The following is a 23,154-nucleotide window of genomic DNA, read 5'->3' on the forward strand; positions in this document are numbered from 1 at the left end:
GCTTTCGATGGTTTAATTATATCACTTTTACAAAATATGTCAAACGTTTTGCAGAATTTTTTAAAAATATTCCAAGAATCACAGTAAAAGCTTGATTTTTCACAAGAAAACGTTTACTATATTAATTGAAATATTAGATAAAATTGGAGATAGTATGGCCTTTACTACTGAAGAACGTTACAGAGCTTATGCTGACTGGACGCCAGAATACATTGAAAAAATCAAAAAGAATACGGAGAGTTCCCCTTGGAGAACCAACTTCCACATTGAAACACCACACGGTCTTTTGAATGACCCGAATGGATTTTCATATTTTAATGGAAAATGGACCCTCTTTTACCAATACTTCCCATTTGGTGCTGCACACGGATTAAAATCATGGGTACATACAGAGTCAACAGATTTGGTTCACTTTGAAGAAACGGGAACAGTTGTTTATCCGGATACACCACTGGATAGCCACGGTGCCTACTCTGGTTCTGCTATGGAATTCGGTGACAAGCTCTTCCTCTTCTATACAGGAAATGTCCGCGATGAAAACTGGGTTCGCCATCCTTACCAAATCGGTGCCTTAATGGACAAGGATGGTCAGATTGAAAAGATTGATAAGATTTTGATTGACCAACCAGAAGATACAACCGACCACTTCCGTGATCCGCAAATCTTCAACTACAAGGGACAATATTACGCCATCGTCGGCGGACAAGATCTGAATAAAAAAGGCATTGTCAAGCTCTATAAGGCTGAAAATAATGACTACCTCAACTGGACCTTGGTTGGCGACCTGGATTTTGCCAATGACATGACCGCCTACATGATGGAGTGTCCAAACATTGCCTTTGTCGGTGAGCAACCAATTCTTCTTTATTGCCCTCAAGGTTTAGACAAGAACGTTTTAGACTACGGCAATATTTATCCAAACATGTACAAGATTGGTCAAGGTTTTGATCCTGAATCAGCAACCATTGTAGAACCAGGTGAACTTATCAATTTAGACTATGGTTTTGAGTGCTACGCAACCCAGGCCTTCAACGCTCCTGATGGTCGCACTTTATCAGTCAGCTGGTTGGCCCTTCCTGATGTAGAGTACCCAACTGATGCTTATGATTACCAAGGTTGCTTGTCCTTGGTCAAAGAATTGTCTATCAAGGACGGCAAACTTTACCAGTATCCAGTCGAAGCTATCACCAGCCTTCGTCAAGAAGCGCAGCCATTTTCAAACCAAAACGAAACCAACAATGTTTATGAATTAGAACTTGAATTTGCTGCTGGAAGCAAGCATGAAATCGTGCTATTTGCAAACCAAGACAATAAAGGTCTAGTCTTGACCGTTGATACAGAAAATGGACAGATTACGCTAGACCGCGAACATTGTGGTCAGCCATTTGCTCTTGAATTTGGCACAAGTCGCGCTTGTGATATTGAGCCTGGGGCGCTTACTGCCAATATTTTCATCGACAAGTCTGTCTTTGAAATTTTCATCAATAAAGGAGAAAAAGTATTTTCTGGTCGCGTTTTCCCTGATGCAGATCAAAATGGTATTGCCATCACTGCTGGAAACCCAACTGGAACCTACTACCATTTAGATTATGGTCGCAAAACTAACTGATGTCGCACAGTTAGCCGGAGTTAGTCCGACAACGGTTTCTCGTGTCATCAATAAAAAAGGCTATTTATCGGAAAAAACAGTTCGCAAGGTTGAAGAAGCTATGCGAGAATTAGGCTACAAACCTAATAACTTAGCTCGTAGCTTGCAAGGAAAGTCAGCTAAACTGGTTGGCTTGATTTTCCCTAACATTAGTAATGTCTTCTATGCAGAATTGATCAGTCACTTAGAAAGCCAACTCTTCAATCGGGGCTACAAGACGATTATTTGCAATAGCCAGCACGAATCCAACAAGGAAAGAGAATATCTGGAAATGTTGGCAGCCAACCAGGTAGATGGCATTATCTCTGGTAGTCATAACTTGGGTATCAAGGATTATGATCGAGTGTCTGCTCCCATCATAGCCTTCGACCGCAACCTGTCACCTTCCATCCCAGTGGTATCTTCTGATAACCATGCTGGAGGTGTACTTGCTGCCAAAACATTGAAAAAAGCTGGTTGCCAGCGACCTATTATGATTTCTGGTAATGACGATTCCAACTCACCAACCGGGCTCCGGCAATTAGGATTTCTCTCCATCCTTCCAGATACCATAGTCTACCACGTTTCCAGTGATTTCTCTCCCGTTAGAAAAGAAATGGAAATCCGTACGATTATTGAAAAACATCAACCAGATGGTATTTTCGTGTCTGGTGATGCTACTGCTATGTTAGTCTGGAATGTGGCACGTTCGCTCAACCTGTCCATTCCACAAGAGCTAAAACTGATTGGCTATGATGGAACCCACTTTATTGAAAACTACTATCCTCAACTGACAACGATTAAGCAACCCCTAGATGATATTGCAAAACTAATGGTTGATTTATTGATTGACAAAATTGAAGGTAAGGAATTAAGCAAACATAATTATATCTTGCCAGTATCCCTGCTAGCAGGAGGCAGTATATAAAAAGAACAGTACTTGACATCAATCAGGTACTGTTTTTTGTTTGTCAAACATAAAAAAAGAAACCACTTAGGCTTCTTCTTTTATAAATTTGCTCAAAACACCATTGATAAATTTGGCTGAGGATTCATCTGAGAATTCTTTGGCTAGTTCGATGGCCTCATTGACAGCTACACGGTCTGGTGTTTCTTCGAAATGCAAGATTTCAAATAGACCTAAACGCATGATATTCTTATCAATCAAGGTCAATCGGTCCAAGGTCCAACCTGCTTTTAGTCGGCTAGATAATTCCTTGTCCAAATCCTCACGATAATCTGCCACACCATTGACAAGATTTAAAAGGAAAAGCGGAATTTCAACACCTTCTTGCTCTTCTTCTTGGTCGTAAAGATAGGAGAATTGGGCTGCCTGTACAGGTTCTTGACCAAATTCCAGTGATACGATTGCCTGCAAAGCACACTTACGCAGGGCGTGTCTGTTATTCTTCATCGAGGAAATCCTCTCCGAACAAATCTTTCAAGGCTGGTTTTGGTGTTTTATCTGGAACAATGCCATTGACATGAATATTGACAGCAGTCACTTCAACTTCTGCATAGTTATAAATAGCTGTTTTAACTGCACGTTGAATATCCATAGACACAGCTGGAACATTGACACCGTACTCTAGGTAAACATAGATGTCTGCTGTGACCTTACCTTCTTCATCAGTTTGAAGATAGACGCCTTTATTTAAGGATGTTTTTGACCAAGTATCTGCAACACGTTTGTTTTGGAGAGAATGTACTCCTTCTACTTTGGCTGCTGCAATACCTGTAATCACTTCAAGAACGCGTGGTGCAATAACAATTTCACCTTGGTATTCTGTTGTCATAAGCTCTCCTTTCTAGGAGGAAACGATTAAGCGCGTGATACGTAAGTTCCCTCAGCTGTGTTAATCACAAGTTTTTGACCTGCTTCGATAAAGTCTGGTACGTTTACCACCAAACCTGTTTCCATTGTAGCTGGTTTCCCTGAACCAGTCACTGTAGCACCTTTGATAGATGGTTGGGTTTCTGCTACAACCAATTCAACAGTTGTTGGTACAGTCACACCGATTACTTCTGTTCCGTAGAACTGGATTTTCACATCTGAGTTTTCCAAGATGTAGAGCAATTCTTCTTTGATGGTTGCTACTGGAATTTCATACTGGTCGTAAGTTTCAGTATTCATGAAGAAAGCTGTGTCATCCATTTGGTAGAGATATTGTGCTGGAACAGTTTCGATGATGGCTTGTTCAAATTTTTCATCTGGACGGTAAGTTGTATCGAAGGTTGAACCTGTACGCACATCACGCAATTTCATACGCATGATGGTGTTCCCCTTACCTGGCTTGTGGTGGCTAGCTTCCAAAACCTTAATCAATTTACCTTCCGCTTCAAAGGTCATACCTGCTCTAAGTTTACTTGCTTCAATCATTGTATTGAATACCTCTTCAAAATTTTATTTATTCGTTTTATTTTACCATAAACTGTCAAATTTCTCAAATGACAATCAATTCTTTTGGAGCCAAGGTCAAGACTTCGCAACCTGTTTCCGTAATCAAGAGGTCATCTTCGATACGAACACCGTACTTATCATCCAAATAGATGCCAGGCTCATCCGTCAAGACCATACCAGCCTTGATTGGCTCGTCAGATTTTCCAAAGTAAGGATATTCATGAATGTCCAAGCCAATCCCGTGCCCAATCCCGTGTGTAAAGTTGGCTCCATAACCAGCCGCATTGATAATCTCACGAGGAATAGCGTCAAACTCACGGTAAGTCACACCTTCTTTGGCCTGGTCAATCAAGGCCTTGTTGGCACGCAAGACCACATCGTAAATCTCGCGCTCTTGGTCGGTCACATGTCCGATATGGATGGTCCGTGTCATATCGCTGACATAATGCTGGTAGTAGCAACCAAAGTCCAAGGTCAGTGTTTCACCCGTTTGGATAACTTTTTCTGAAGCTCTTCCATGAGGCATAGCAGAGCGGTAGCCAGATGCCACGATGAACTCAAACGATGCCCCTTCGGCACCTAGTTGGCGCATGCGATGGTCAAGGAAATGATTAACATCCATCTCAGTCGTCTGACCTGGCTTGATAAAGTCAAGAACATCAATGAAGGCCTGGTCTGAAATCTGACATGCACGGCGAATAGTCGCAATTTCCTTCTCGTCCTTAATCATACGCAAGTCTTCGATAAAGTTTGACATAGCAACCAACTGATACCCCTCAAAAATACTAGTCAGACTTTGATAGAAACCATAGGTCACCTGGCTATCAAAACCAATTTTTTCAAGGCCATCTTCCTTTATCACCTTTGCAATCTCTTCAAGGGCAAAACGGCTATCAATAATATCAAATCCCTGCACTGTAGCCTTGGCAATCAAGGTATAGCGTGCATCGGTCACAAACAAGCGACGCTTGCCACTGATGAAGACAGTCGCCTCAGTTCCCCAAAAATCAGTTAGGTAGTAAATATTGTTCTGTCCCGTTACCAAAATCCCATCCACATCAGATTGGGCTAATTTTGTCTCAAATTTTTCCACACGCGCTTGCATAAGCTACCTCCAAAGATTTTGTAACTATTATAGCAGAAATAAATCGAAACACCAATTGTTTCCAGCAAGCAAAAAAGCCGCTAGAGCGACTTTTGTAACTTATAACTTCAACTTGGTTTTCAAATACTGGCCTGTAAAGCTGGCTGGGTTGCTAGCTACTTCTTCTGGTGTGCCTGTCGCAACAACAGTACCACCGCCGACACCGCCTTCTGGTCCCATGTCGATAATGTGGTCAGCTGTCTTGATCACATCCAGATTGTGCTCGATGACCAGCACGGTATTGCCATCATCAACAAAGCGGGCCAAGACCTTGAGCAACTGGGCAATGTCCTCTGTGTGAAGACCTGTCGTCGGCTCATCCAAGATATAGAGGGACTTACCAGTTGACCGCTTGTGGAGTTCAGAAGCCAACTTCATCCGCTGGGCTTCCCCACCTGATAGGGTGGTTGCTGGCTGACCTAGAGTAACATAGCCCAAACCCACATCTTGAATGGTGCGGAGTTTCCGCTCAATTTTAGGAATGTGTTTGAAGAATTCGACCGCATCATTGACCGTCATATCAAGGACTTGGGCGATATTTTTCTCCTTGTAATGTACTTCCAAGGTTTCAGAGTTATAACGGTGACCATGGCAGACTTCGCAAGGAACAAAGACATCTGGCAAGAAATGCATTTCAATCTTGATAATCCCGTCACCAGAACAAGCCTCACAGCGTCCACCTTTGACGTTAAAAGAGAACCGTCCCTTCTTGTAGCCACGAATCTTGGCTTCATTGGTCTGGGCAAAAAGGTCCCGAATATCGTCAAAAACACCTGTATAGGTGGCTGGATTGGAACGCGGTGTCCGTCCAATCGGACTTTGGTCAATATCAATCAAGCGATCCAAGTGTTCGATTCCTGAAATAGACTTGAACTTACCTGGCTTGTCCGAATTGCGATTGAGTTTCTGGGCAATGGCTTTTTTCAAAATGGAGTTGACCAGAGTTGATTTACCTGAGCCAGACACCCCTGTCACCGCTACAAATTTCCCAAGCGGGAACCGAACAGTCACATCTTGCAGGTTGTTTTCCTTGGCACCTATCACCTCTAGGAAACGACCATTGCCAACACGACGGTCTAGAGGTACAGGAATTTCACGTTTGCCAGACAGGTACTGGCCTGTGATGGATTTTTTATTTTTAGCTACTTGGGCAGGCGTTCCAGAGGCCACGATTTCTCCACCGAAGACACCCGCACCTGGACCGATATCAATCAGCCAATCCGCCTCCCGCATGGTGTCCTCGTCATGTTCCACCACAATCAGGGTATTGCCCAAATCACGCATCTTTTTCAGGCTGGCAATGAGACGATCATTGTCCCGCTGGTGCAGACCAATCGACGGCTCGTCCAGAATATAGAGAACACCTGACAGGTTGGACCCAATCTGGGTCGCCAAACGAATCCGCTGGCTCTCACCACCAGACAATGTCCCTGCAGCTCGCGAAAGCGTCAGATAATTGAGACCAACGTTATTTAGGAAGCTTAGACGATCCTTGATTTCCTTGACAATGGGCGTCGCAATCGTCGCTTCATTTTCAGACAAGGTCAGATTTTCAATGACTTGCAAATGATCCGCTACAGACAAGTCAGATAACTGCCCAATATGAAGTCCCTGCTCGCCACCAACTTTAACAGACAGGGCTTGGTCATTGAGGCGATAGCCGTGGCAGGTTCCACAGGTCAGCTCATTCATGTAAGTCTTCATAACCGTACGTGTGTAATCACTGTTGGTTTCACGGTAGCGGCGGTTGATATTGGTAATCAAACCTTCAAAGGGAATATCGATATCACGCACCCCACCGAATTCATTTTCATAATGGAAATGGAATTCTTTCCCGTCAGAACCGTTGAAAATCAGGTTCTTCTCCTCTTCCGTCAATTCCTCAAAAGGCTTGTCCATGTCCACACCAAAATGGTTCATGGCCTGTTCCAACATCTGCGGATAGTAGTTAGAAGAAATAGGATTCCACGGAGCCAAGGCACCGTCACGCAAGGTCTTGCTGGCATCTGGGACAATCAAATCCGTATCCACTTCCAGCTTCATGCCCAAACCGTCACAGTCGCTACAAGACCCAAAAGGAGCATTGAAAGAGAAGAGGCGAGGCTCCAACTCAGGCACCGTAAAGCCACAAACTGGGCAGGCATAGTACTCAGAGAAGAGCAGTTCCTTCTCGTCCATGGTGTCAATGATGACATAGCCGTCCGCAATCCGCAAGGCAGCTTCGATAGAATCGAAGAGCCGCGAGCGAATACCTTCTTTGATGACAATCCGATCGACTACGACTTCGATATTATGAGCCTTGCTCTTGGACAACTCAGGCACTTCCGACACATCATAGACATCACCATTGACACGAACCCGAACATAGCCGTCCTTCTGCACTTTCTCAAAAATGGTCTTGTGTTGCCCCTTTTTCTTACGAACAATCGGAGCTAGAATCTGCAATCGTTGACGCTCTGGCAATTCCAAAACTTCATCAACAATCTGCTCAACCGACGAAGCCGCAATGGCACCATGCCCATTGATACAGTACGGTGTCCCCACTCTTGCATAAAGCAGACGAAGATAGTCATTGATTTCTGTTGCCGTTCCAACTGTCGAACGCGGATTCCGCGACGTCGTTTTTTGGTCAATGGAAATAGCAGGGCTGAGACCCTCTATGGAATCCACATCAGGCTTGTCCATGTTGCCCAAGAACTGACGAGCATAGGCTGAAAGACTTTCCACATACCGACGTTGGCCTTCGGCATACAGGGTGTCAAAAGCCAAACTCGACTTACCAGAGCCTGACAACCCAGTCACCACCACCAACTTCTCACGCGGAATGGTCACATCAATATTTTTTAAATTATGGGCACGCGCCCCATGAATCACAATATTTTCTTGCATAACATGATATAAGTGCGTTCACAAGATAACTGGTGACGGTCAACTAGCTCCGCATCATCAGACGAAACTGCCTATGGGCAATTTCTATATCTTGTATTAGCTCGATTTTCAAAAAATATCGTTTTGAAAATCTCACGTCAAGAAACCGTATAAAACTCGACGCTTTTAGCACGCATTCAAATCCTTTCTAAAGATACAAAGACCGTAAAACGCACAGTCAAAATAGGCGGTAAGCCCGAAATCTGTGATTTCGAAGACGCACCCCGTCAAGACAACTAGTGCTTTCACAGGTCGAAAACCGAAGAAAGTACAGATGTCTACGACGTAGAAACCAGTTCCCATACTTATTCCATAAAGAAACTAGTACTTTTTGACACTGCATTTAGCCCGTGTTCAATTCCTTTCTTAAGAGGCTCTAGCTGTACCATGAGAGATTAGAAAAAGTCCGTACAACTTACTCACTTAAATGTCTTCATATTATATCACAATTCTGCATAAAAGCTTTCCGTAACGACACATTTTTTGGTATAATAGAGGTTGCGTTAACGAAACAATTGCAAAAGGAGGGCGTCATATGAAACAGATTTTTCTATCAACCATGACTGATTTAGAAGAAATCCAAACCTTTGAACCTGGGGCTTGGATTAATTTGGTTAACCCCTCCCAGAGCGAATCAATGGAAGTGGCTGAACACTATAAGATTGATATCGCCGACCTACGGGCACCACTCGATGCGGAAGAATCTTCTCGTATCACCGTCGAAGATGATTACACACTAATCCTGGTTGACGTTCCTATTCTTGAGGAGCGAAATAACAAGACCTACTATATCACCATTCCGCTTGGTATTGTCTTGACCGAGGATGCCATTATTACAACTTGTTTAGAGCCTTTACCACTCTTTGACCAATTTATCCATCGGCGTTTGCGGAATTTCTTCACATTTATGAAATCTCGCTTCGTTTTCCAAATCCTCTACCGCAATGCCCAACTCTACTTGTCTGCCCTACGGACCATTGACAGAAAGAGCGAGGAGATTGAGAAACAACTCCACGAAGCCACTCGTAACGAAGAATTGATTGTTCTCATGGAATTGGAAAAAACCATTGTCTATTTCAAGGCCTCCCTCAAAACCAACGAACGTTTGGTCAAAAAGCTGGCTTCTTCTTCTCGCCTATTACGAAAATACGAAGAAGACGAAGATTTGTTGGAAGACACCCTGGTCGAAACCCAACAGGCTATTGAGATGGCGGACATCTACGGTTCTATCCTGAACTCCATGACCCACGCCTTTGCATCCATCATTTCCAACAACCAGAATACCATCATGAAAACCTTGGCTCTCATGACCATTGTCATGTCCATTCCAACCATGGTCTTCTCTGCCTATGGTATGAACTTTAAGGATAACATTATTCCCTTCAACGATATTCCCTATGCATTTTGGTGGATTATCCTCTTCGCCTTTGCCATCAGCTTATCATTAACCTTCTACTTCATTCGTAAGAGATGGTTCTAACATTAGGAGATTACAATGTCATTTACAGAATTTAAAGAATTAACCAAGAAAAACCAGGAATTCATCCACATTGCCACCAACCAGCTCATCAAAGATGGTAAGTCTGATAGCGAAATTAAGGAACTGTTGGAAGAAATCTTGCCGACTATTATCGAGAAACAAAAAACTGGCGTAACAGCTCGCAATCTCTATGGAGCACCGAGTGAATGGGCGGCCAGCAAAACTCTTTCTGAACAAGAAAAGAAAGACCAAGTTGAATACAACGAAAATCCTTGGTTGATGTGGCTCGATTCCAGTCTCTTCATGCTTGCTATTATTGCAGGTATCAATGGATTGATGAACTTATTGGGACAAGGTGCCCAGTATGGCTTGTTCACTCTATTGGTCATTGGTTTTGGTGTCGGCGCAGGTATGTACTTCATGTACCACTTCGTTTACAGAGAACAAATCAAAACTGGTCAACGTCCTAAATTATTAAAAGCAATCCTCTTCCTCGGACTTGCTACGCTGGCATGGTCACTTGTCTTCCTCTTGGCAGCACTAATCCCTGCTAGCCTAAACCCTGTCTTGCCTCCACTTGTTACCATTATTATTGGAGCTGCAGCTTTCGGTGCTCGCTACCTCTTGAAAAAGAAATACAATATCCGTAACGCAATGTCACCTGTACAATAATAAACAAAAGGCGATTGGTCTATCCAGTCGCCTTGTTTTTATCCATGGATACTGGCTTCCCCCAGTCTACTTAGAGCAAGCGAAAAAGACCCGTCAGGGTCTCAATTCGCCTTCTAATTTCCGAGCTCATGAAAAAACAGTCCATACTGTTCTTGCGCTTTTCGCATTTCTAGAGCGCAAGAAAAAATGACCCGTTGGGGTCTCAATTCGCCTTCTAATTTCCGAGCTCATGAAAAAACAGTCCATACTGTTATTGCGCTTTTCACATTTCTAGAGCGCAAGAAAAAATGACCCGTTGGGGTCTCAATTCGCCTTCTAATTTCCGAGCTCATGAAAAAATGACCCATACTGTTATTGCGCTTTTCGCATTTCTAGAGCGCAAGCTAAAAAGACCCGTCAGGGTCTTTTTACTAATCTTCGTTTACGAATGGTAGCAATGCCATTACGCGAGCACGTTTGATAGCTGTTGTTACTTTACGTTGGTTTTTAGCTGAAGTTCCAGTTACACGGCGTGGAAGAATTTTTCCACGTTCAGAAATGAAACGGCTAAGAAGCTCAGTATCTTTGTAATCAACATATTCAATTTTGTTAGCTGCGATATAGTCAACTTTTTTACGGCGTTTGAAGCCGCCACGACGTTGTTGAGCCATGTGTGTTCTCCTTTATATTATTATTTCAGACCTAGAATGGTAGGTCATCGTCTGATATATCCATTGGATTACTAGCTCCAAATGGACTTTCTTCTCTAGCGAAGTTAGGTGTAGATTGTGCAGGTGCTTGATAAGGTGAGTTATAGTCGTTCCCAGCAGCAAATGAATTACCAGCTGAATAAGCACCACCTTGACCTTCACGAGCAGTACGGCTTTCCAAGAGTTGGAAACTATCCGCAAGCACCTCAGTCACGTAGACACGTTGTCCCTGTTGGTTATCATAGCTACGAGTCTGAATACGACCAGTAATACCAATCAGAGCACCTTTCTTAGCCCAATTCGCCAAATTCTCAGCTTGTTGACGCCAAATGACTACGTTGATAAAATCCGTTTCACGCTCACCGTTTTGATTTTTAAAATTGCGGTTAACTGCCAGACTAAAAGTCGCAACAGCCTGGTTAGACGGAGTATAACGAAGTTCTGCATCACGGGTCATACGACCAACCAATACTACATTATTTATCATAATCTACCTTCTTACGCGTCAAGTTTGACAATCATGTGACGAAGAATGTCGCCGTTGATTTTTGACAAACGGTCAAACTCTTTAAGAGCTTCATCGTTGTTTGCTTCAACGTTAACGATGTGGTACAAACCTTCGCGGAAATCTTTGATTTCGTATGCAAGGCGACGTTTTTCCCATGCTTTTGATTCAACGATTGTTGCACCGTTGTCAGTCAAGATAGAGTCAAAGCGTGCTACCAAAGCGTTTTTAGCTTCTTCTTCAATGTTTGGACGAATAATATAAAGAATTTCGTATTTAGCCATTGATATGTTCCTCCTTTTGGTCTAATGACTCATGGTCTAGCCACGAGTAAGTGAGGGATACTCACAGAAAATAATTATACCATAATATAGAAAATGTGCAAGTGAAAAGGGCTTACTGAAAACAATTTCACGAAAAGAAAAGACTATCCAAGTTCATGGACAGTCTGATAGATTAAGCTACAATCGCTTTTGCCACTTCTTCTGTTGTCATGCGTGAGAAATAGTGAGCTGTGTCGATTTCTTGCAATTTTGCAAGCACATCTGCATACTCGTAACGAGTACCTACCAACAAGTCTTCGATGTCCGATACATCACCAATTCCGAAGAAATCTCCGTAAATCTTGATAGATTCGATGACTGATTTTTCAGCCTTGATGTAGGTTGTGATTTTACCAGCCGGGTAACGAACACTACGCTCCACAGTGTATTCTGGTGTTTGACCGTAGGTCCAATCCCAAGTCGCAAATTGGGTATCACGGATTTCTTGGATACGAGCCAAATCATCTTCTGACAAGACATACTCATCCATGTCTGGGTATTCTTGCTTCATTTGGTTGAGGATGGCATCCTTGAACTCCAGAACAGTCATCTTCTCTGGCAATTCATTGTTGATGTTGGTCACACGGGCACGGACTGACTTGACCCCCTTGGACTCAATCTTGTCCTTGCTGACTTTAAGAGCACTTGCTAGGACAGACATGTCCACATCAAAGAGCAGGCAACCGTGGTGCATCATACGGCCTTTAGCGTAAGCTTGGGCATTACCACAAATTTTCTTTCCATCAATTTCCAGGTCATTACGGCCTGTGAAATTGGCCTCTACACCTAATGTAGCGAGGGTATCAATCACTGGTTTAGAGAAGGTCTTGAAGTCAAAGGCTCCTTCATCCGCCTTGTTTGAAATAATAGTGTAGTTGAGGTTATTGAGATCATGGTAAACTGCGCCACCACCTGACAGACGGCGAACCACATGGATGCCCTTTTCGTCTGTAAATTCCTTGTTGATTTCTTCAATGGCATTCTGGTGCTTACCGATAATGATGGCAGGCTCATTGATCCAGAGAATAAAAATCTCGTCGATATCTGTTAATTCCTTGAATGCATAGGCTTCCAGCGCAATGTTATAAGCTGGGTCATTGCTATTATTTACAATGTATTTCATGCAAAACTCCTTTATTGTTAACTAATTTTTATTATAGTGGAAACGATAACAAAAGACAAGCACTAGGCTTGATTTTCAATGGAAAACTTCCCTCCTGTCTGTTTTTATGCTATACTAATAGAAATTACTTTTTTAAGTGAGAAGTCAATGAAAATGAAGAAGAAAAAAATATGGTATGGTCTGGCAGGCATGCTTCTACTATCTAGTCTAGCTATTTGGACAAGCTATAAACTCCGACCTGAATGGTTTGATAAAGAAAACATCTATCATAAAGTCTATGATTATGAAGTGATTAAAGATCTAAAGCCACAAAAGGCTATTATCAAAGACATCGAGATTGAAATTACCCACAAAGACACTCCACCCCATATCTTGAATCAGGAGGGCTGGAAAGAAGCCGATAGAGACCATATTAGTAGGTCAAGATACAATAATTATTTCCTAACGGTTAACTTGGATAATGGTGAAACATTAGAGCTACCTATCGAAATCAATGAAGGTGTTGGACCTGGTTTTAACAACTTCCTCCCCAATCTGCATCTTTACAATAAGCTAAGTCTTCGCTTTCCAGGTATGGTTCTTGAAGAGGAAGATGACATAGAAGTCTTAGACCAGCTTCTAATGCTACATACTGGCGATACCTTATTTCAAGCTGATACAAATTTTCTACATTTAGCTCGCTTTAAACTAAAAAATCCAGAAACAGGTCAATTACAGACCTATTATGAATATTCAAAAGTGGCTGAGACTCCTTCTCATCGAACTCGCTATTTTATCCAAGGTGCAGAAGCAAGTTCAGAAGAACGTCAAGCATTTTTTGATAACTATAATCCAAATGCTGAGCCTAACTATTGGGACAGAAGGTGGGATTATGATGTAAAGAATGAAATATATCCTGAAAAACAATCGTATTATTACATGCTATTTTATTCAGATAGATTAACCAATATTCCCCTCAGTATCAGTACTACTGGATCAGAATTCAAGACGACCATTCGTCATACTTACTTCAAAGAAGAAAACGAAGTTCTTTGGCAATACTCTGAAACCAAGACCTATAACGAAGAAAATAAGAATGAGTATATCAAAGAAATTCTCAATCAATACTAAAGAAGCCCCACTCAGCACAAATGCTGTTTGGAGCTTTTTCTTTATTAAGGATAGAGTTGACTTAGTGGCCTATACAGAAATTCTAAGTTTACATCATCGATACTGTTGGAATCTTCTTTATTTTCCGAAGCTACTTCATTTAAAATTCGAGAATAATATTCAGGCTCCCTTGCTGTTGTTTCACTTTCGGGCATGTTCCGAATAATATCTGGTATCTCTTGGGCAATCATTTGAAACATTTTTGCATGATCACCATTTAATGTTTTCTTTAACCCATTTTCCCGATCTTCAATTTTTTGATTGAGCAAAGTCATATCGGGTTCTTCCCAACGATAGTTTATTTCAATCATAATTTCCGTAACATAATCCGCCTTGAGAGAAATTGTATAGTCATCCCAATCTTTAATATACCGCTCCCAGTAAGCATCGATAATAGCTTCCATTTCCTTTTCTGTCGGTGTATAGTAAGGGATAGAATTAAACCATATATTATCAATATCTACATCATCAAGAATATCTTTTTTTATATCTTCCTTTAGATAATTTTTTATGTTACGATCTAGTCGCTCAAAATAAAGCTGTATTGGGTCCTCTACACCACTCAACTGAGTATTTATGGAAGATTTTGTGCTTGCATCAGACTTTTTCGTTTCTGAAGAGGCTGCACACCCCATCAATAGAAAGAGCGATAAAATGAGAACTGTTCGTTTCCAATATTTTTTCATATATATTCCTTTGATAGTTTCTTTGACTATTGTATCATACTATCCATAAAATATAAATATCTCCAAGCACACCAAAAAAAGAAAGCCAAACGGCTTTCTTTTTGCTTAGCTGATTATTTACGTTTTGGTGGGTTGTGGATTGCAACACCAAGCACATCAAGGAAGGCTTCATACATCACTTCTGAGAAGGTTGGGTGACCGTGGATAGATGCTGCCACGTCGTCAACTGTCAACTCAGATTCCATGATAGTTGCTGCTTCGTTGATCATTTCAGCTGCAACTGGACCGATGATATGAACACCAAGGATTTCGTGGTATTTCTTATCCGCAATCACTTTTACGAAACCATGTGCTTCGTTAGATGCAATAGCACGACCATTACCAGTGAAGCTGTTGCGACCGATAAGGATATTTTCTTTACCGTATTTCTCGATAGCCTGGTCTTCTGTCAAACCAACCATAGCGATTTCTGGGTGTGTGTAAACCGCTGCTGGTGTGAAGTCCAATTTAGCCTTGTGGTGGTTACCGTGGATGGCATTTTCAGCTGCCACTTCACCCATACGGTAAGCAGCGTGAGCCAACATCTTAGTACCGTTGACATCACCTGGTGCGTAGATACCTGGGATAGATGTTTCTTGGTATTCGTTAACCTTGATACGACCGCGGTCTAGTTCAAGGTTAAGATTTTCAAGACCAGCCAATTGTGGTACACGACCGATTGAAAGAAGGGCTTTTTCAGAAACGATTTCTGAGCCGTCGTTCAACTTGATGGTCAATTGGTTATTAGCTTCAACGATTTCAGATACACCAACTGATGTCAAGAATTTCATACCTTTCTTAGAAAGGACTTTTTGCAATTCTACAGACACTTCGCGGTCCATACCTGGAATGATACGGTCTGCCATCTCAACAACTGTTACTTCTGTTCCATATGATGCGTAAACCAAACCAAGTTCCACACCGACTACGCCACCACCCATAACAGTGAGTGACTTTGGAATTTCACGCAAGTCAAGGATATCATCAGAAGTCAATACCAACTTAGAATCGATACCTGGAATGTTGATGCGGGATACTTTCGAACCTGTTGCAAGAACGATGCTACGACCTTTGATGACCTTGTCGCCGATAACAACAGTCTTGTCAGGGTTTACTTGACCAAGGCCGTTGAAGATGGTTACCTTGTTAGCTTTCAAGAGACCTTGAACGCCACCAGTCAGTGTCTTCACAACCTTGTTCTTGAAGTCAACTGTCTTATCCATATCAACGGTGTAGTTTGTTGAAGCAAGGTTGATACCACGCTCAGCAGCAATCTTCAAGCCGTCAAGGATTTCAGCATTTTTGAGGTAAGTCTTCGTTGGGATACATCCCTTGTTCAAGCAGGTACCACCAAATTCTGATTTCTCAACGATAGCGATTTTACCGCCCAATTGAGCACCACGAATAGCTGCGTAGTAACCAGCAGGACCACCACCGACAACAACCATGTCATACTCGTCAGCTGCCAATTCAGCCTTAGGAGCTTGTGGAGCTGCTGCAGGAGCTGCAGGCACTTCCAAACCAGCCGCTTTCAAGTCAGCAGTTGCTTGAGCAACCTCAGCTGGAGCAGGTGCGCTACCTACTTCAACTGTTTCACCTTCTGCTCCAAGGTAAGCAATGACTTCTGTTACAGGAACTGTTGCACCGTTACCGTGAACGATTTTCAAGAGAACACCTGACTCTTCCGCTTCCAATTCCATACTTGTCTTATCTGACATCATCTCCAAGATAACATCGCCTTCGTTGACAAAATCACCTTCTTGTTTTTTCCACTCGATGATTTCGCCTTCTTGCATATCTACACCAAGTTTAGGCATAATAATTTCAATTGCCATGATTAAGATACCAAGAGCGAAGAGAAAGCGACTGAAAAATTAGGAAATCGTAGAAAATCCTGATTTTCTAAACGATTTATCTATTTTTCCGAGCTTTCCGCTCGGGTTCAATTGCTAAAACTCTCTCGCTCTTATTCCCTTTCTTTATTTTCTATTCAGAAATCTAATTCTCTAGTTTAAACCAATGGAAACCTTATCAGATCAACAATTCTAATGGGTTTTCCAACAAGTTCTTCAAGTCAACCATGAACTTAGCACCATTCATACCATCAACAATACGGTGGTCAATGGTCAAGCAGAGTGCCATGATTGGACGGATTTTGATTTCGCCGTCGATAACAACTGGTGTTTGAACAGTTGCTGCAACACCAAGGATGGCTGAGTTTGGTTGGTTGATGATAGGGTTGAAGGTCTTAGTACCGAACATACCCAAGTTGGTGATAGAGAAGGTAGAACCTGACATTTCTGCACCCTTCAACTTACCAGATTGAGCCTTCTTGATGACATCTTTTGAAGCCACCACGAAGTCAGACAAGCTCATCTTATCGGCACCATGAACAACTGGCACCACCAAGCCTTCATCCAAACCTACCGCGATACCGAGATTGACAAACTTGTGCAACTCAATTTCTTGAGCATCGTTGATCAAGGATGCGTTCATGTAGCGGTGTTCTTCTTTCATCAAAGTACGAACAACCGCAAGACCGATCAAGTCTGTAAAGGTCACTTTCAAACCAGTCTTGTTCATGATTGGCTCAAGAACCTGCTTACGCAGTGCCATGAGGTTGGTCATGTCAATATCGTAGTTAAGCGTAAAGGTTGGAGCTGTCAAGTAAGAGTTGACCATACCTTTTGAAATCGCTTTACGCATTGGGCTCATCTTGATGATTTCAACGCCTTCTGGCAATTCTTTAGCTGGTTTCTCTTCTGCTTTCGGTGCTGGAGCAGCAGTTTCTACAGCTGCAGGAGCAAGTACTGCAAGAACGTCGTCCTTAACAATCTTACCATTGACACCTGAACCAGTAAGGGTTGACAAATCAACACCTTGGTCTGCTGCAATACGGGCTGCAAGCGGAGTTGCTTTTGGAGCTGCTCCCTTGAAGTCTTCAACGTCAGCCTTGTGGACACGGCCATTTGCACCAGTTCCTGGCACAAGTCCTAAGTCAATTCCAAGCTCACGCGCCAATTTACGCGCAGCTGGAGTAGCACGAACCTTGCCACCACCTTGTGGTTTGGCAGCCGCTGCAGGAGCAACGATTACTGGTGTACGACCTGCAGGCACTTCTTCGATTGCTGCTGCAGGAGCAACTGGAGCAGATGAAGCCCCTGCGTCAACTGTCTCACCTTCAGCACCCAAGTAGGCAATAACTTCGGTAACAGGGACAGTAGCACCGTTTCCATGAACAATTTTTAATAAGACGCCTGACTCTTCTGCTTCCAGCTCCATGCTGGTCTTGTCAGACATCATTTCCAAGATGACGTCGCCTTCGTTGACAAAATCGCCCTCTTGTTTTTTCCACTCGATGATTTCACCTTCTTGCATGTCCACACCGAGCTTAGGCATAATGATTTCAATAGCCATTTTTAAGATACCAAGTCCGAACAGAAAACGAAGGAGCTTAGGAAATCAAAGAAAATCCTGATTTCTTAACGATTTATCTTTTCTCCTAGTTTTCCGGACGGGATCAATTCCTTTCTTTCAGTTTCTTACATAACCACTAAACCAGACTTATTCACTAAGTCGGCTCAATTCTAGGTTACATTCTTTCAAACAGGGCTAGGACGGTTGCCCGTCCTTTCATGATTCTTAACCCTTGTTTACTTGCTTATAAATTGCCGCTTTGATTTTCTCTACGTTTGGCAATACTGCGTTTTCAAGAATGTTTGCGTAAGGAACTGGTACATCGTCTGAAGCGATACGGATGATTGGGGCATCCAAGTAGTCAAAGGCTTCGCTTTCTGTGATGATTGATGCGATTTCACCGATGAAACCACCTGTTTTGTAAGCATCGTTAACCAAGATAACCTTACCAGTTTTCTTCACAGATTCGATGATCAATTCTTTATCCAATGGGATAAGGGTACGTGGGTCAACCACTTCTACGCTGATGCCTTCTGCAGCTACTTCTTCAGCCGCTTTCAAGGCACGTTCCAACATACGACCGTATGAAATAATGGTTACATCAGTACCTTCACGTTTGATTTCACCCTTACCAAGTGGAATGTAGAAATCTGGGTCTAAGTTAACTTCTTCTTTTTTACCGTAAAGAGCTTTTGGCTCCAAGAAGATAACTGGGTTGTTATCAAGGATAGATGATTTCAAAAGACCTTTTGCATCGTTAGCTGTACCAGGTGCGACAACCTTGATACCTGGGATGTGAGTCAACCATGCTTCAAGAGATTGTGAGTGCTGTGCTGCAGAACCGATACCAGAACCTGAAGCCACACGGAAGGTTACAGGTGTCTTCAAGCCGCCACCAAACATGTAGTTAGTTTTGGCAGCTTGGTTAACAATCGCGTCAAGTGCAATTGTCACGAAGTCCATGAAAGTCAAGTCAACGATTGGACGAAGACCGGTTTGAGCCGCACCAACCGCAGAACCAGCGATTGCAGCCTCAGAGATAGGCGTGTCGCGAACGCGTTTTGGACCAAATTCGTCCAACATACCAACAGATGTACCGAAGTCACCGCCGTAGATACCGACGTCTTCACCCATCAAGAATACTTTTTCATCCTTACGCATTTCTTCGCTTTGAGCCAAGTTAATCGCTTCACGCAAGGCCATTACTTTTGTTTCAGCCATTTTAAAATTTCTCCTACTATATCAAAAATTTTCTTCAATCTGGACAGTAGACTAGTCTACAAACACGTCTTCGTAAGCTACTGAGATGTCTGGATCTGGGCTTTCTTGTGCGAATTTCACAGATGCTTCTACTTGTTCTGCAACTTGTGCTTCGATGGCATCCAATTCTTCGTCAGTCGCAATCTTGTTCTCTGTCAAGTATTTGCGGTATTTCTTAAGTGGGTCTTTTGCTTTCCACTCGTTTACTTCTTCTTTTGTACGGTAAACACCTGCATCGGCAGTTGAGTGACCAAACCAGCGGTATGATTCAACTTCGACCATGGCTGGACCGTTACCTGCACGAACGTATTCGATAACTTCTTGCATTTTCTCATAAACGGCAATCACGTCGTTTCCATCTTCCACATAGTGACCTGGCATTCCGTATGCAGCAGCACGTTGGTAGAGGTGAGGAATCTTAGTAGAATAAGAAATGTCAGTTGAAATACCGTAACGGTTGTTAGTGATAAAGAAGATAACTGGCAAATTCCAAACAGCTGCCAAGTTCATTGATTCGTGGAATGAACCTTCGTTTGTCGCTGAGTCACCTGAGAAGGCAATAACGATATTATCTGTACCGAGGTATTGTTGAGTAAGGGCCGCACCTACTGCAAGGGCATAACCACCACCTACGATACCGTTTGAACCAAAGTTTCCTTTTTCAACGTTAGCCAAGTGCATAGAACCACCACGGCCTTTTGATGTACCTGTTGCTTTACCAGCAAGCTCTGCCATCATACCGTTGATATCAATACCTTTTGCAATAACGTGACCATGACCACGGTGGTGTGAGAAGATGATGTCTTGCTCTGTCAAACCAGCGATTGGTCCAACAGCCGCAGCTTCTTCACCAACTGAGAAGTGAGTCATACCTTGTACGAAGCCACGACGCACCAATTTGTTCAATTTCATGTCAACATCACGGATTTGTTGCATTTTTAGGAACATATCCAAGTGTTGTTCTTTTGAGATAGATACCATAATTTCCTCCAAAGGTTTTTTCTCTTTCTGTACTATGATAGACCAATATTTCACAAATGGCAAGTATTTGAACCGTTTTCTTATTTACTGAAAATTTCGTGAAAACACTGATTTTCCTGCTATTTTTTACTACTGCTTCACTTTTTATTTTTTCATTTGTTTTTTATTTCACAAACTTTTGGACAGACTTGTCAGCCCTTTTTCTTTTTGTTATTATATAGATGGAGGTGCCTATGGAATTTGATTTATTTCTTATCATTTGCAACTATATCGGTACAATCGCTTTCGCTGTTTCAGGTGCTGTCAAGGGATTCAATAAGAAACTAGATATTTTTGGTATCTGTCTACTCAGTATCATCACAGCTGTGGGCGGCGGGATCATTCGTGATACCATGGCCAATCATATCCCAGCTGCCTTAACAGACCCCAAGGCTATCTACCTTTCTATCGGCGTAGCCATTATCATGTATGTGATTGTCATCAATATGAAGCAAGACCAGCCACTGGATAAAAAAATGATTATTTTACTTTCCCAGACCAATCTGGTCTTTGATGCCATCGGACTAGCCATCTTTGCCCTTATCGGTGCCAATACTGGAGTTGACCTTCAACTAAACGCCATGACAACTGGCATCTTGGCCGCTCTAACAGGTGTTGGTGGCGGTATTGCCCGAGATTTACTAGTTAACGAAACGCCCATCGTTCTGAAAGAAGATGTTTATGCTGTGCTAGCCTTCTTTTCTGGCCTTCTCTACCACCTTTGTATTGTCGATTGGCAATTACCACAAATTCCCATTTTCATTAGTATTTTTTCCATCAGTCTGATTATTCGACTCTTGGTCATCAAGTATAAGATTAACCTCCCAAATATGGATAGAAAACGAAAGGTCTGAGTTACTCAACTCAGACCTTTTTCTTATCCTATATTCAGTTTTTTACCAGCCACCGCCAGGACCAGTTGCTACAATCTGGCTAATTTGTTGGCCATTAACAGTTACTGTGCCACCAGTGAATTCAACTGTACCGTCAAAGTCAAAGGCTGAAGTTGGCGCTGTAACATCGATTGTACCACCTGTGATGTAGATATCCCCATTGGCATCAAAAGCATCAGTATCTCCACTACCTACTGCAACTTTCAAATCACCACCAGTCACTTTGATAAAGATGTCTGATGAAATTGTACTTGCCGCGTTGATAGCATCATCTGAACCGTAGACATCTAATGTACCACCATTGATGGTAATATTCGTTCCTTCCATAGCTTCTGCTGATTCTGGAACAGTAATCGTGCCTCCATCAATTGTCAGTGCGGTTTCTGCCTTGATGGCATCATCACCTGCCTTCACAGTGATAGCACCACCAGTAATCGTTGTATAACCTTTTGTTGTATCCGTGTCATTTGTTGACTTGATACCATCACCACCTGTTGTTACATCAATGGCTCCACCATTGACAGTCATCGAATCTTTCCCTCGAATACCGTCATCAACTGCTGTTACTTTGATATTGCCAGCATTGACAACCATGTCATCCGTTGAAACAATACCGTCTTGGAAGTTTGCTTCAACTGTTAGATTTCCATTACCAGTAATAGTCAAATCTGCTTCAACATGGATAGCACCTTCAATGTTTGTATCTGAGTGGTTGCTAGTATCTTTTACAGTATTACTAGTTCCGTCTTTGATTTCCAATTCAACATTATCAGCCTGAATGACATTGATAGCAGCAGTATCTGAACTTGAGATTTCTGCACCTGCTAAAACGATACGGACATTGGCATCTGTTTCAACTGTCACACCTGCAGTTGTTGATCCGGTCAGGATGTAGGTACCACCTTCCGTAATGTTCAAACCATCATTTGACAATGTTACTTCTGTTGTTGGAAGGGCTGACCAGTCAATTGAAGAAGTACTCGAAGTCGATGAGTTTCCGTTGCTTGTGGTTGAAGCGACATTTGTTTGACTAGTCGTTGCTGAACTTGATGTTGTTGTAGAACTTGAAGCTGTCGAACAAGCAGCCAAGACACCTAAACTCATAAGAGTGACGCCAGAGTAAAGAAGTTTTTTAAGATTTGTTTTCATAATGTAAATTCCTTTTCTTTCTTTAGGAAGTTCGCTTGCCTTCCTGATATGCTCTTAGTTTACTCCACATTCCTAAAAGAAAGATTAAAGATAGCCAAAAGAAAACTTAAAATAGACCGCAATGCTTTCTAACTCACCAGCATGTCAACCAAACCTGAATTAATACATTCAATTGATTGGTCTTTCCACATATAGCCCATTCAGAAGCTAAAAAGCCGAATGTTGCCATCCGACTTTCCTATCTTAATCTTTTTGCTCAAGGGCACGCAACATCTGATCGATCTTGTTGCCGTACTCAATGGATTGGTCTTTTTCAAAGACCAAATCAGGAATTTTATAGAGGGTCAGCTTGCGACCTAGTTCTCTCTTAATGGTTCCTGTTGCTTTTTCAAGACCTGTTTGGGCTTTTTGATTGTCAGAAGCCAGGTTACTCATAATGGTATAGTAAACCTTGGCCATGGACAAATCGCCGACCATCTGCACATCAGTGATGGTCACTCCTTGTACACGGGGATCGCGAACTTTCTTTTGCAAAATCTCATTGACTTCGCGCTTGATTTCCATCCCAACACGGTCTGTTCGAAAATGGTTTGCCATAGTCATTCCTTTCTTAGATGATAGAAAAGCTGAGTTTCCTCAGCTTAACATT

The 23,154-nt window shown here is 42.4% G+C and carries 22 protein-coding genes; 6 read left to right on the top strand and 16 right to left on the bottom strand.

The annotated features are described in order from the left end of the window. The first annotated feature begins 154 nt into the window (after positions 1-154). A complete protein-coding gene (locus C1G53_RS07770) occupies positions 155-1,609 on the top strand; it encodes a sucrose-6-phosphate hydrolase (RefSeq protein WP_105118267.1) in 1,455 nt (484 codons plus the stop codon). After that, complete coding sequence (locus C1G53_RS07775) at positions 1,590-2,555, top strand: LacI family DNA-binding transcriptional regulator (protein ID WP_105118268.1); 966 nt, start codon at positions 1,590-1,592, stop codon at positions 2,553-2,555. The genes C1G53_RS07770 and C1G53_RS07775 overlap by 20 nt, the downstream gene beginning before the upstream one ends. Positions 2,556-2,621: 66 nt before the next feature. Here the strand turns inward: C1G53_RS07775 and nusB are convergent, their stop codons facing one another. From nusB to uvrA, 5 genes are all read right to left on the bottom strand, one after another. Beyond that, positions 2,622-3,041, bottom strand: coding sequence for a transcription antitermination factor NusB (nusB, locus tag C1G53_RS07780; protein WP_105118269.1), 420 nt, complete (start codon positions 3,039-3,041; stop codon positions 2,622-2,624). Beyond that, on the bottom strand, positions 3,031-3,423 hold the full coding sequence (locus C1G53_RS07785; protein ID WP_105118270.1) for an Asp23/Gls24 family envelope stress response protein: 393 nt from the start codon (positions 3,421-3,423) through the stop codon (positions 3,031-3,033). The genes nusB and C1G53_RS07785 overlap by 11 nt, the downstream gene beginning before the upstream one ends. Before the next feature lie 26 nt (positions 3,424-3,449). Then, positions 3,450-4,007: an elongation factor P gene (efp, locus tag C1G53_RS07790; RefSeq protein ID WP_029998462.1), complete on the bottom strand. Its 558-nt coding sequence runs from the start codon at positions 4,005-4,007 to the stop codon at positions 3,450-3,452. A 64-nt stretch (positions 4,008-4,071) separates the two neighbouring features. Continuing rightward, positions 4,072-5,133, bottom strand: coding sequence for a M24 family metallopeptidase (locus C1G53_RS07795; protein WP_105118271.1), 1,062 nt, complete (start codon positions 5,131-5,133; stop codon positions 4,072-4,074). Between the two features lie 99 nt (positions 5,134-5,232). Further along, the gene (uvrA, locus tag C1G53_RS07800) at positions 5,233-8,061 is read right to left on the bottom strand and encodes an excinuclease ABC subunit UvrA (protein WP_105118272.1); all 2,829 of its coding nucleotides are present in this window, start codon (positions 8,059-8,061) and stop codon (positions 5,233-5,235) included. A gap of 574 nt (positions 8,062-8,635) precedes the next feature. Between uvrA and C1G53_RS07805 the strand changes: the two genes are divergently transcribed. Further along, complete coding sequence (locus C1G53_RS07805; RefSeq protein ID WP_105118273.1) at positions 8,636-9,580, top strand: magnesium transporter CorA family protein; 945 nt, start codon at positions 8,636-8,638, stop codon at positions 9,578-9,580. Between the two features lie 15 nt (positions 9,581-9,595). Then, positions 9,596-10,252 (top strand): DUF1129 domain-containing protein, encoded by a 657-nt coding sequence (locus C1G53_RS07810; protein WP_105118274.1) that lies wholly within the window; start codon positions 9,596-9,598, stop codon positions 10,250-10,252. 410 nt (positions 10,253-10,662) lie between these two features. Here the strand turns inward: C1G53_RS07810 and rpsR are convergent, their stop codons facing one another. The 4 genes from rpsR to C1G53_RS07830 form a co-directional block, all read right to left on the bottom strand. After that, entirely contained in the window at positions 10,663-10,902 is a 240-nt protein-coding gene (rpsR, locus tag C1G53_RS07815; RefSeq protein ID WP_002939250.1) for a 30S ribosomal protein S18, read from the bottom strand. A 31-nt stretch (positions 10,903-10,933) separates the two neighbouring features. Further along, on the bottom strand, positions 10,934-11,428 hold the full coding sequence (locus tag C1G53_RS07820) for a single-stranded DNA-binding protein (RefSeq protein WP_105118275.1): 495 nt from the start codon (positions 11,426-11,428) through the stop codon (positions 10,934-10,936). A gap of 11 nt (positions 11,429-11,439) precedes the next feature. Beyond that, positions 11,440-11,730 carry a 30S ribosomal protein S6 gene (gene rpsF / locus C1G53_RS07825; RefSeq protein ID WP_002942403.1) on the bottom strand — a complete coding sequence of 97 codons (291 nt, stop codon included), beginning with the start codon at positions 11,728-11,730 and terminating at the stop codon, positions 11,440-11,442. A 172-nt stretch (positions 11,731-11,902) separates the two neighbouring features. Continuing rightward, entirely contained in the window at positions 11,903-12,892 is a 990-nt protein-coding gene (locus tag C1G53_RS07830) for a lipoate--protein ligase (RefSeq protein ID WP_029944207.1), read from the bottom strand. A gap of 153 nt (positions 12,893-13,045) precedes the next feature. On the opposite strand from C1G53_RS07830, the gene C1G53_RS07835 reads away from it, so the two are divergent. Continuing rightward, the gene (locus tag C1G53_RS07835; RefSeq protein ID WP_105118276.1) at positions 13,046-14,002 is read left to right on the top strand and encodes a hypothetical protein; all 957 of its coding nucleotides are present in this window, start codon (positions 13,046-13,048) and stop codon (positions 14,000-14,002) included. Positions 14,003-14,046: 44 nt separating this feature from the next. Here C1G53_RS07835 and C1G53_RS07840 read toward each other — a convergent pair whose 3' ends face one another. The 5 genes from C1G53_RS07840 to C1G53_RS07860 all read right to left on the bottom strand — a co-directional run bounded on the left by C1G53_RS07840 (position 14,047) and on the right by C1G53_RS07860 (position 20,424). Then, positions 14,047-14,727, bottom strand: coding sequence for a hypothetical protein (locus C1G53_RS07840; RefSeq protein WP_105118277.1), 681 nt, complete (start codon positions 14,725-14,727; stop codon positions 14,047-14,049). Positions 14,728-14,840: 113 nt separating this feature from the next. Further along, entirely contained in the window at positions 14,841-16,601 is a 1,761-nt protein-coding gene (gene lpdA, locus C1G53_RS07845) for a dihydrolipoyl dehydrogenase (protein WP_105118278.1), read from the bottom strand. A 196-nt stretch (positions 16,602-16,797) separates the two neighbouring features. After that, a complete protein-coding gene (locus C1G53_RS07850) occupies positions 16,798-18,183 on the bottom strand; it encodes a dihydrolipoamide acetyltransferase (RefSeq protein WP_105118279.1) in 1,386 nt (461 codons plus the stop codon). Between the two features lie 225 nt (positions 18,184-18,408). After that, entirely contained in the window at positions 18,409-19,404 is a 996-nt protein-coding gene (locus C1G53_RS07855) for an alpha-ketoacid dehydrogenase subunit beta (RefSeq protein WP_014638601.1), read from the bottom strand. Positions 19,405-19,455: 51 nt separating this feature from the next. Beyond that, a complete protein-coding gene (locus tag C1G53_RS07860; protein WP_002942391.1) occupies positions 19,456-20,424 on the bottom strand; it encodes a thiamine pyrophosphate-dependent dehydrogenase E1 component subunit alpha in 969 nt (322 codons plus the stop codon). A 233-nt stretch (positions 20,425-20,657) separates the two neighbouring features. On the opposite strand from C1G53_RS07860, the gene C1G53_RS07865 reads away from it, so the two are divergent. Further along, entirely contained in the window at positions 20,658-21,317 is a 660-nt protein-coding gene (locus C1G53_RS07865) for a trimeric intracellular cation channel family protein (RefSeq protein ID WP_105118280.1), read from the top strand. A gap of 42 nt (positions 21,318-21,359) precedes the next feature. Here the strand turns inward: C1G53_RS07865 and C1G53_RS07870 are convergent, their stop codons facing one another. Beyond that, a complete protein-coding gene (locus C1G53_RS07870; protein WP_105118281.1) occupies positions 21,360-22,505 on the bottom strand; it encodes a carbohydrate-binding domain-containing protein in 1,146 nt (381 codons plus the stop codon). Positions 22,506-22,748: 243 nt separating this feature from the next. Then, positions 22,749-23,102 carry a 30S ribosome-binding factor RbfA gene (gene rbfA, locus C1G53_RS07875; protein WP_024379497.1) on the bottom strand — a complete coding sequence of 118 codons (354 nt, stop codon included), beginning with the start codon at positions 23,100-23,102 and terminating at the stop codon, positions 22,749-22,751. Positions 23,103-23,154: the final 52 nt, after the last annotated feature.

The organism is Streptococcus suis (genome assembly GCF_002960445.1).
Lineage (GTDB): Bacteria > Bacillota > Bacilli > Lactobacillales > Streptococcaceae > Streptococcus > Streptococcus hyiners.

Coding starts and splice junctions, on each gene's coding strand:
- C1G53_RS07770 (WP_105118267.1), top strand. CDS start 155: ATGGCCTTTACTACTGAAGAACGTTACAGAGCTTATGCTGACTGGACG.
- C1G53_RS07775 (WP_105118268.1), top strand. CDS start 1,590: ATGGTCGCAAAACTAACTGATGTCGCACAGTTAGCCGGAGTTAGTCCG.
- nusB (WP_105118269.1), bottom strand. CDS start 3,041: ATGAAGAATAACAGACACGCCCTGCGTAAGTGTGCTTTGCAGGCAATC.
- C1G53_RS07785 (WP_105118270.1), bottom strand. CDS start 3,423: ATGACAACAGAATACCAAGGTGAAATTGTTATTGCACCACGCGTTCTT.
- efp (WP_029998462.1), bottom strand. CDS start 4,007: ATGATTGAAGCAAGTAAACTTAGAGCAGGTATGACCTTTGAAGCGGAA.
- C1G53_RS07795 (WP_105118271.1), bottom strand. CDS start 5,133: ATGCAAGCGCGTGTGGAAAAATTTGAGACAAAATTAGCCCAATCTGAT.
- uvrA (WP_105118272.1), bottom strand. CDS start 8,061: ATGCAAGAAAATATTGTGATTCATGGGGCGCGTGCCCATAATTTAAAA.
- C1G53_RS07805 (WP_105118273.1), top strand. CDS start 8,636: ATGAAACAGATTTTTCTATCAACCATGACTGATTTAGAAGAAATCCAA.
- C1G53_RS07810 (WP_105118274.1), top strand. CDS start 9,596: ATGTCATTTACAGAATTTAAAGAATTAACCAAGAAAAACCAGGAATTC.
- rpsR (WP_002939250.1), bottom strand. CDS start 10,902: ATGGCTCAACAACGTCGTGGCGGCTTCAAACGCCGTAAAAAAGTTGAC.
- C1G53_RS07820 (WP_105118275.1), bottom strand. CDS start 11,428: ATGATAAATAATGTAGTATTGGTTGGTCGTATGACCCGTGATGCAGAA.
- rpsF (WP_002942403.1), bottom strand. CDS start 11,730: ATGGCTAAATACGAAATTCTTTATATTATTCGTCCAAACATTGAAGAA.
- C1G53_RS07830 (WP_029944207.1), bottom strand. CDS start 12,892: ATGAAATACATTGTAAATAATAGCAATGACCCAGCTTATAACATTGCG.
- C1G53_RS07835 (WP_105118276.1), top strand. CDS start 13,046: ATGAAGAAGAAAAAAATATGGTATGGTCTGGCAGGCATGCTTCTACTA.
- C1G53_RS07840 (WP_105118277.1), bottom strand. CDS start 14,727: ATGAAAAAATATTGGAAACGAACAGTTCTCATTTTATCGCTCTTTCTA.
- lpdA (WP_105118278.1), bottom strand. CDS start 16,601: ATGGCAATTGAAATTATTATGCCTAAACTTGGTGTAGATATGCAAGAA.
- C1G53_RS07850 (WP_105118279.1), bottom strand. CDS start 18,183: ATGGCTATTGAAATCATTATGCCTAAGCTCGGTGTGGACATGCAAGAA.
- C1G53_RS07855 (WP_014638601.1), bottom strand. CDS start 19,404: ATGGCTGAAACAAAAGTAATGGCCTTGCGTGAAGCGATTAACTTGGCT.
- C1G53_RS07860 (WP_002942391.1), bottom strand. CDS start 20,424: ATGGTATCTATCTCAAAAGAACAACACTTGGATATGTTCCTAAAAATG.
- C1G53_RS07865 (WP_105118280.1), top strand. CDS start 20,658: ATGGAATTTGATTTATTTCTTATCATTTGCAACTATATCGGTACAATC.
- C1G53_RS07870 (WP_105118281.1), bottom strand. CDS start 22,505: ATGAAAACAAATCTTAAAAAACTTCTTTACTCTGGCGTCACTCTTATG.
- rbfA (WP_024379497.1), bottom strand. CDS start 23,102: ATGGCAAACCATTTTCGAACAGACCGTGTTGGGATGGAAATCAAGCGC.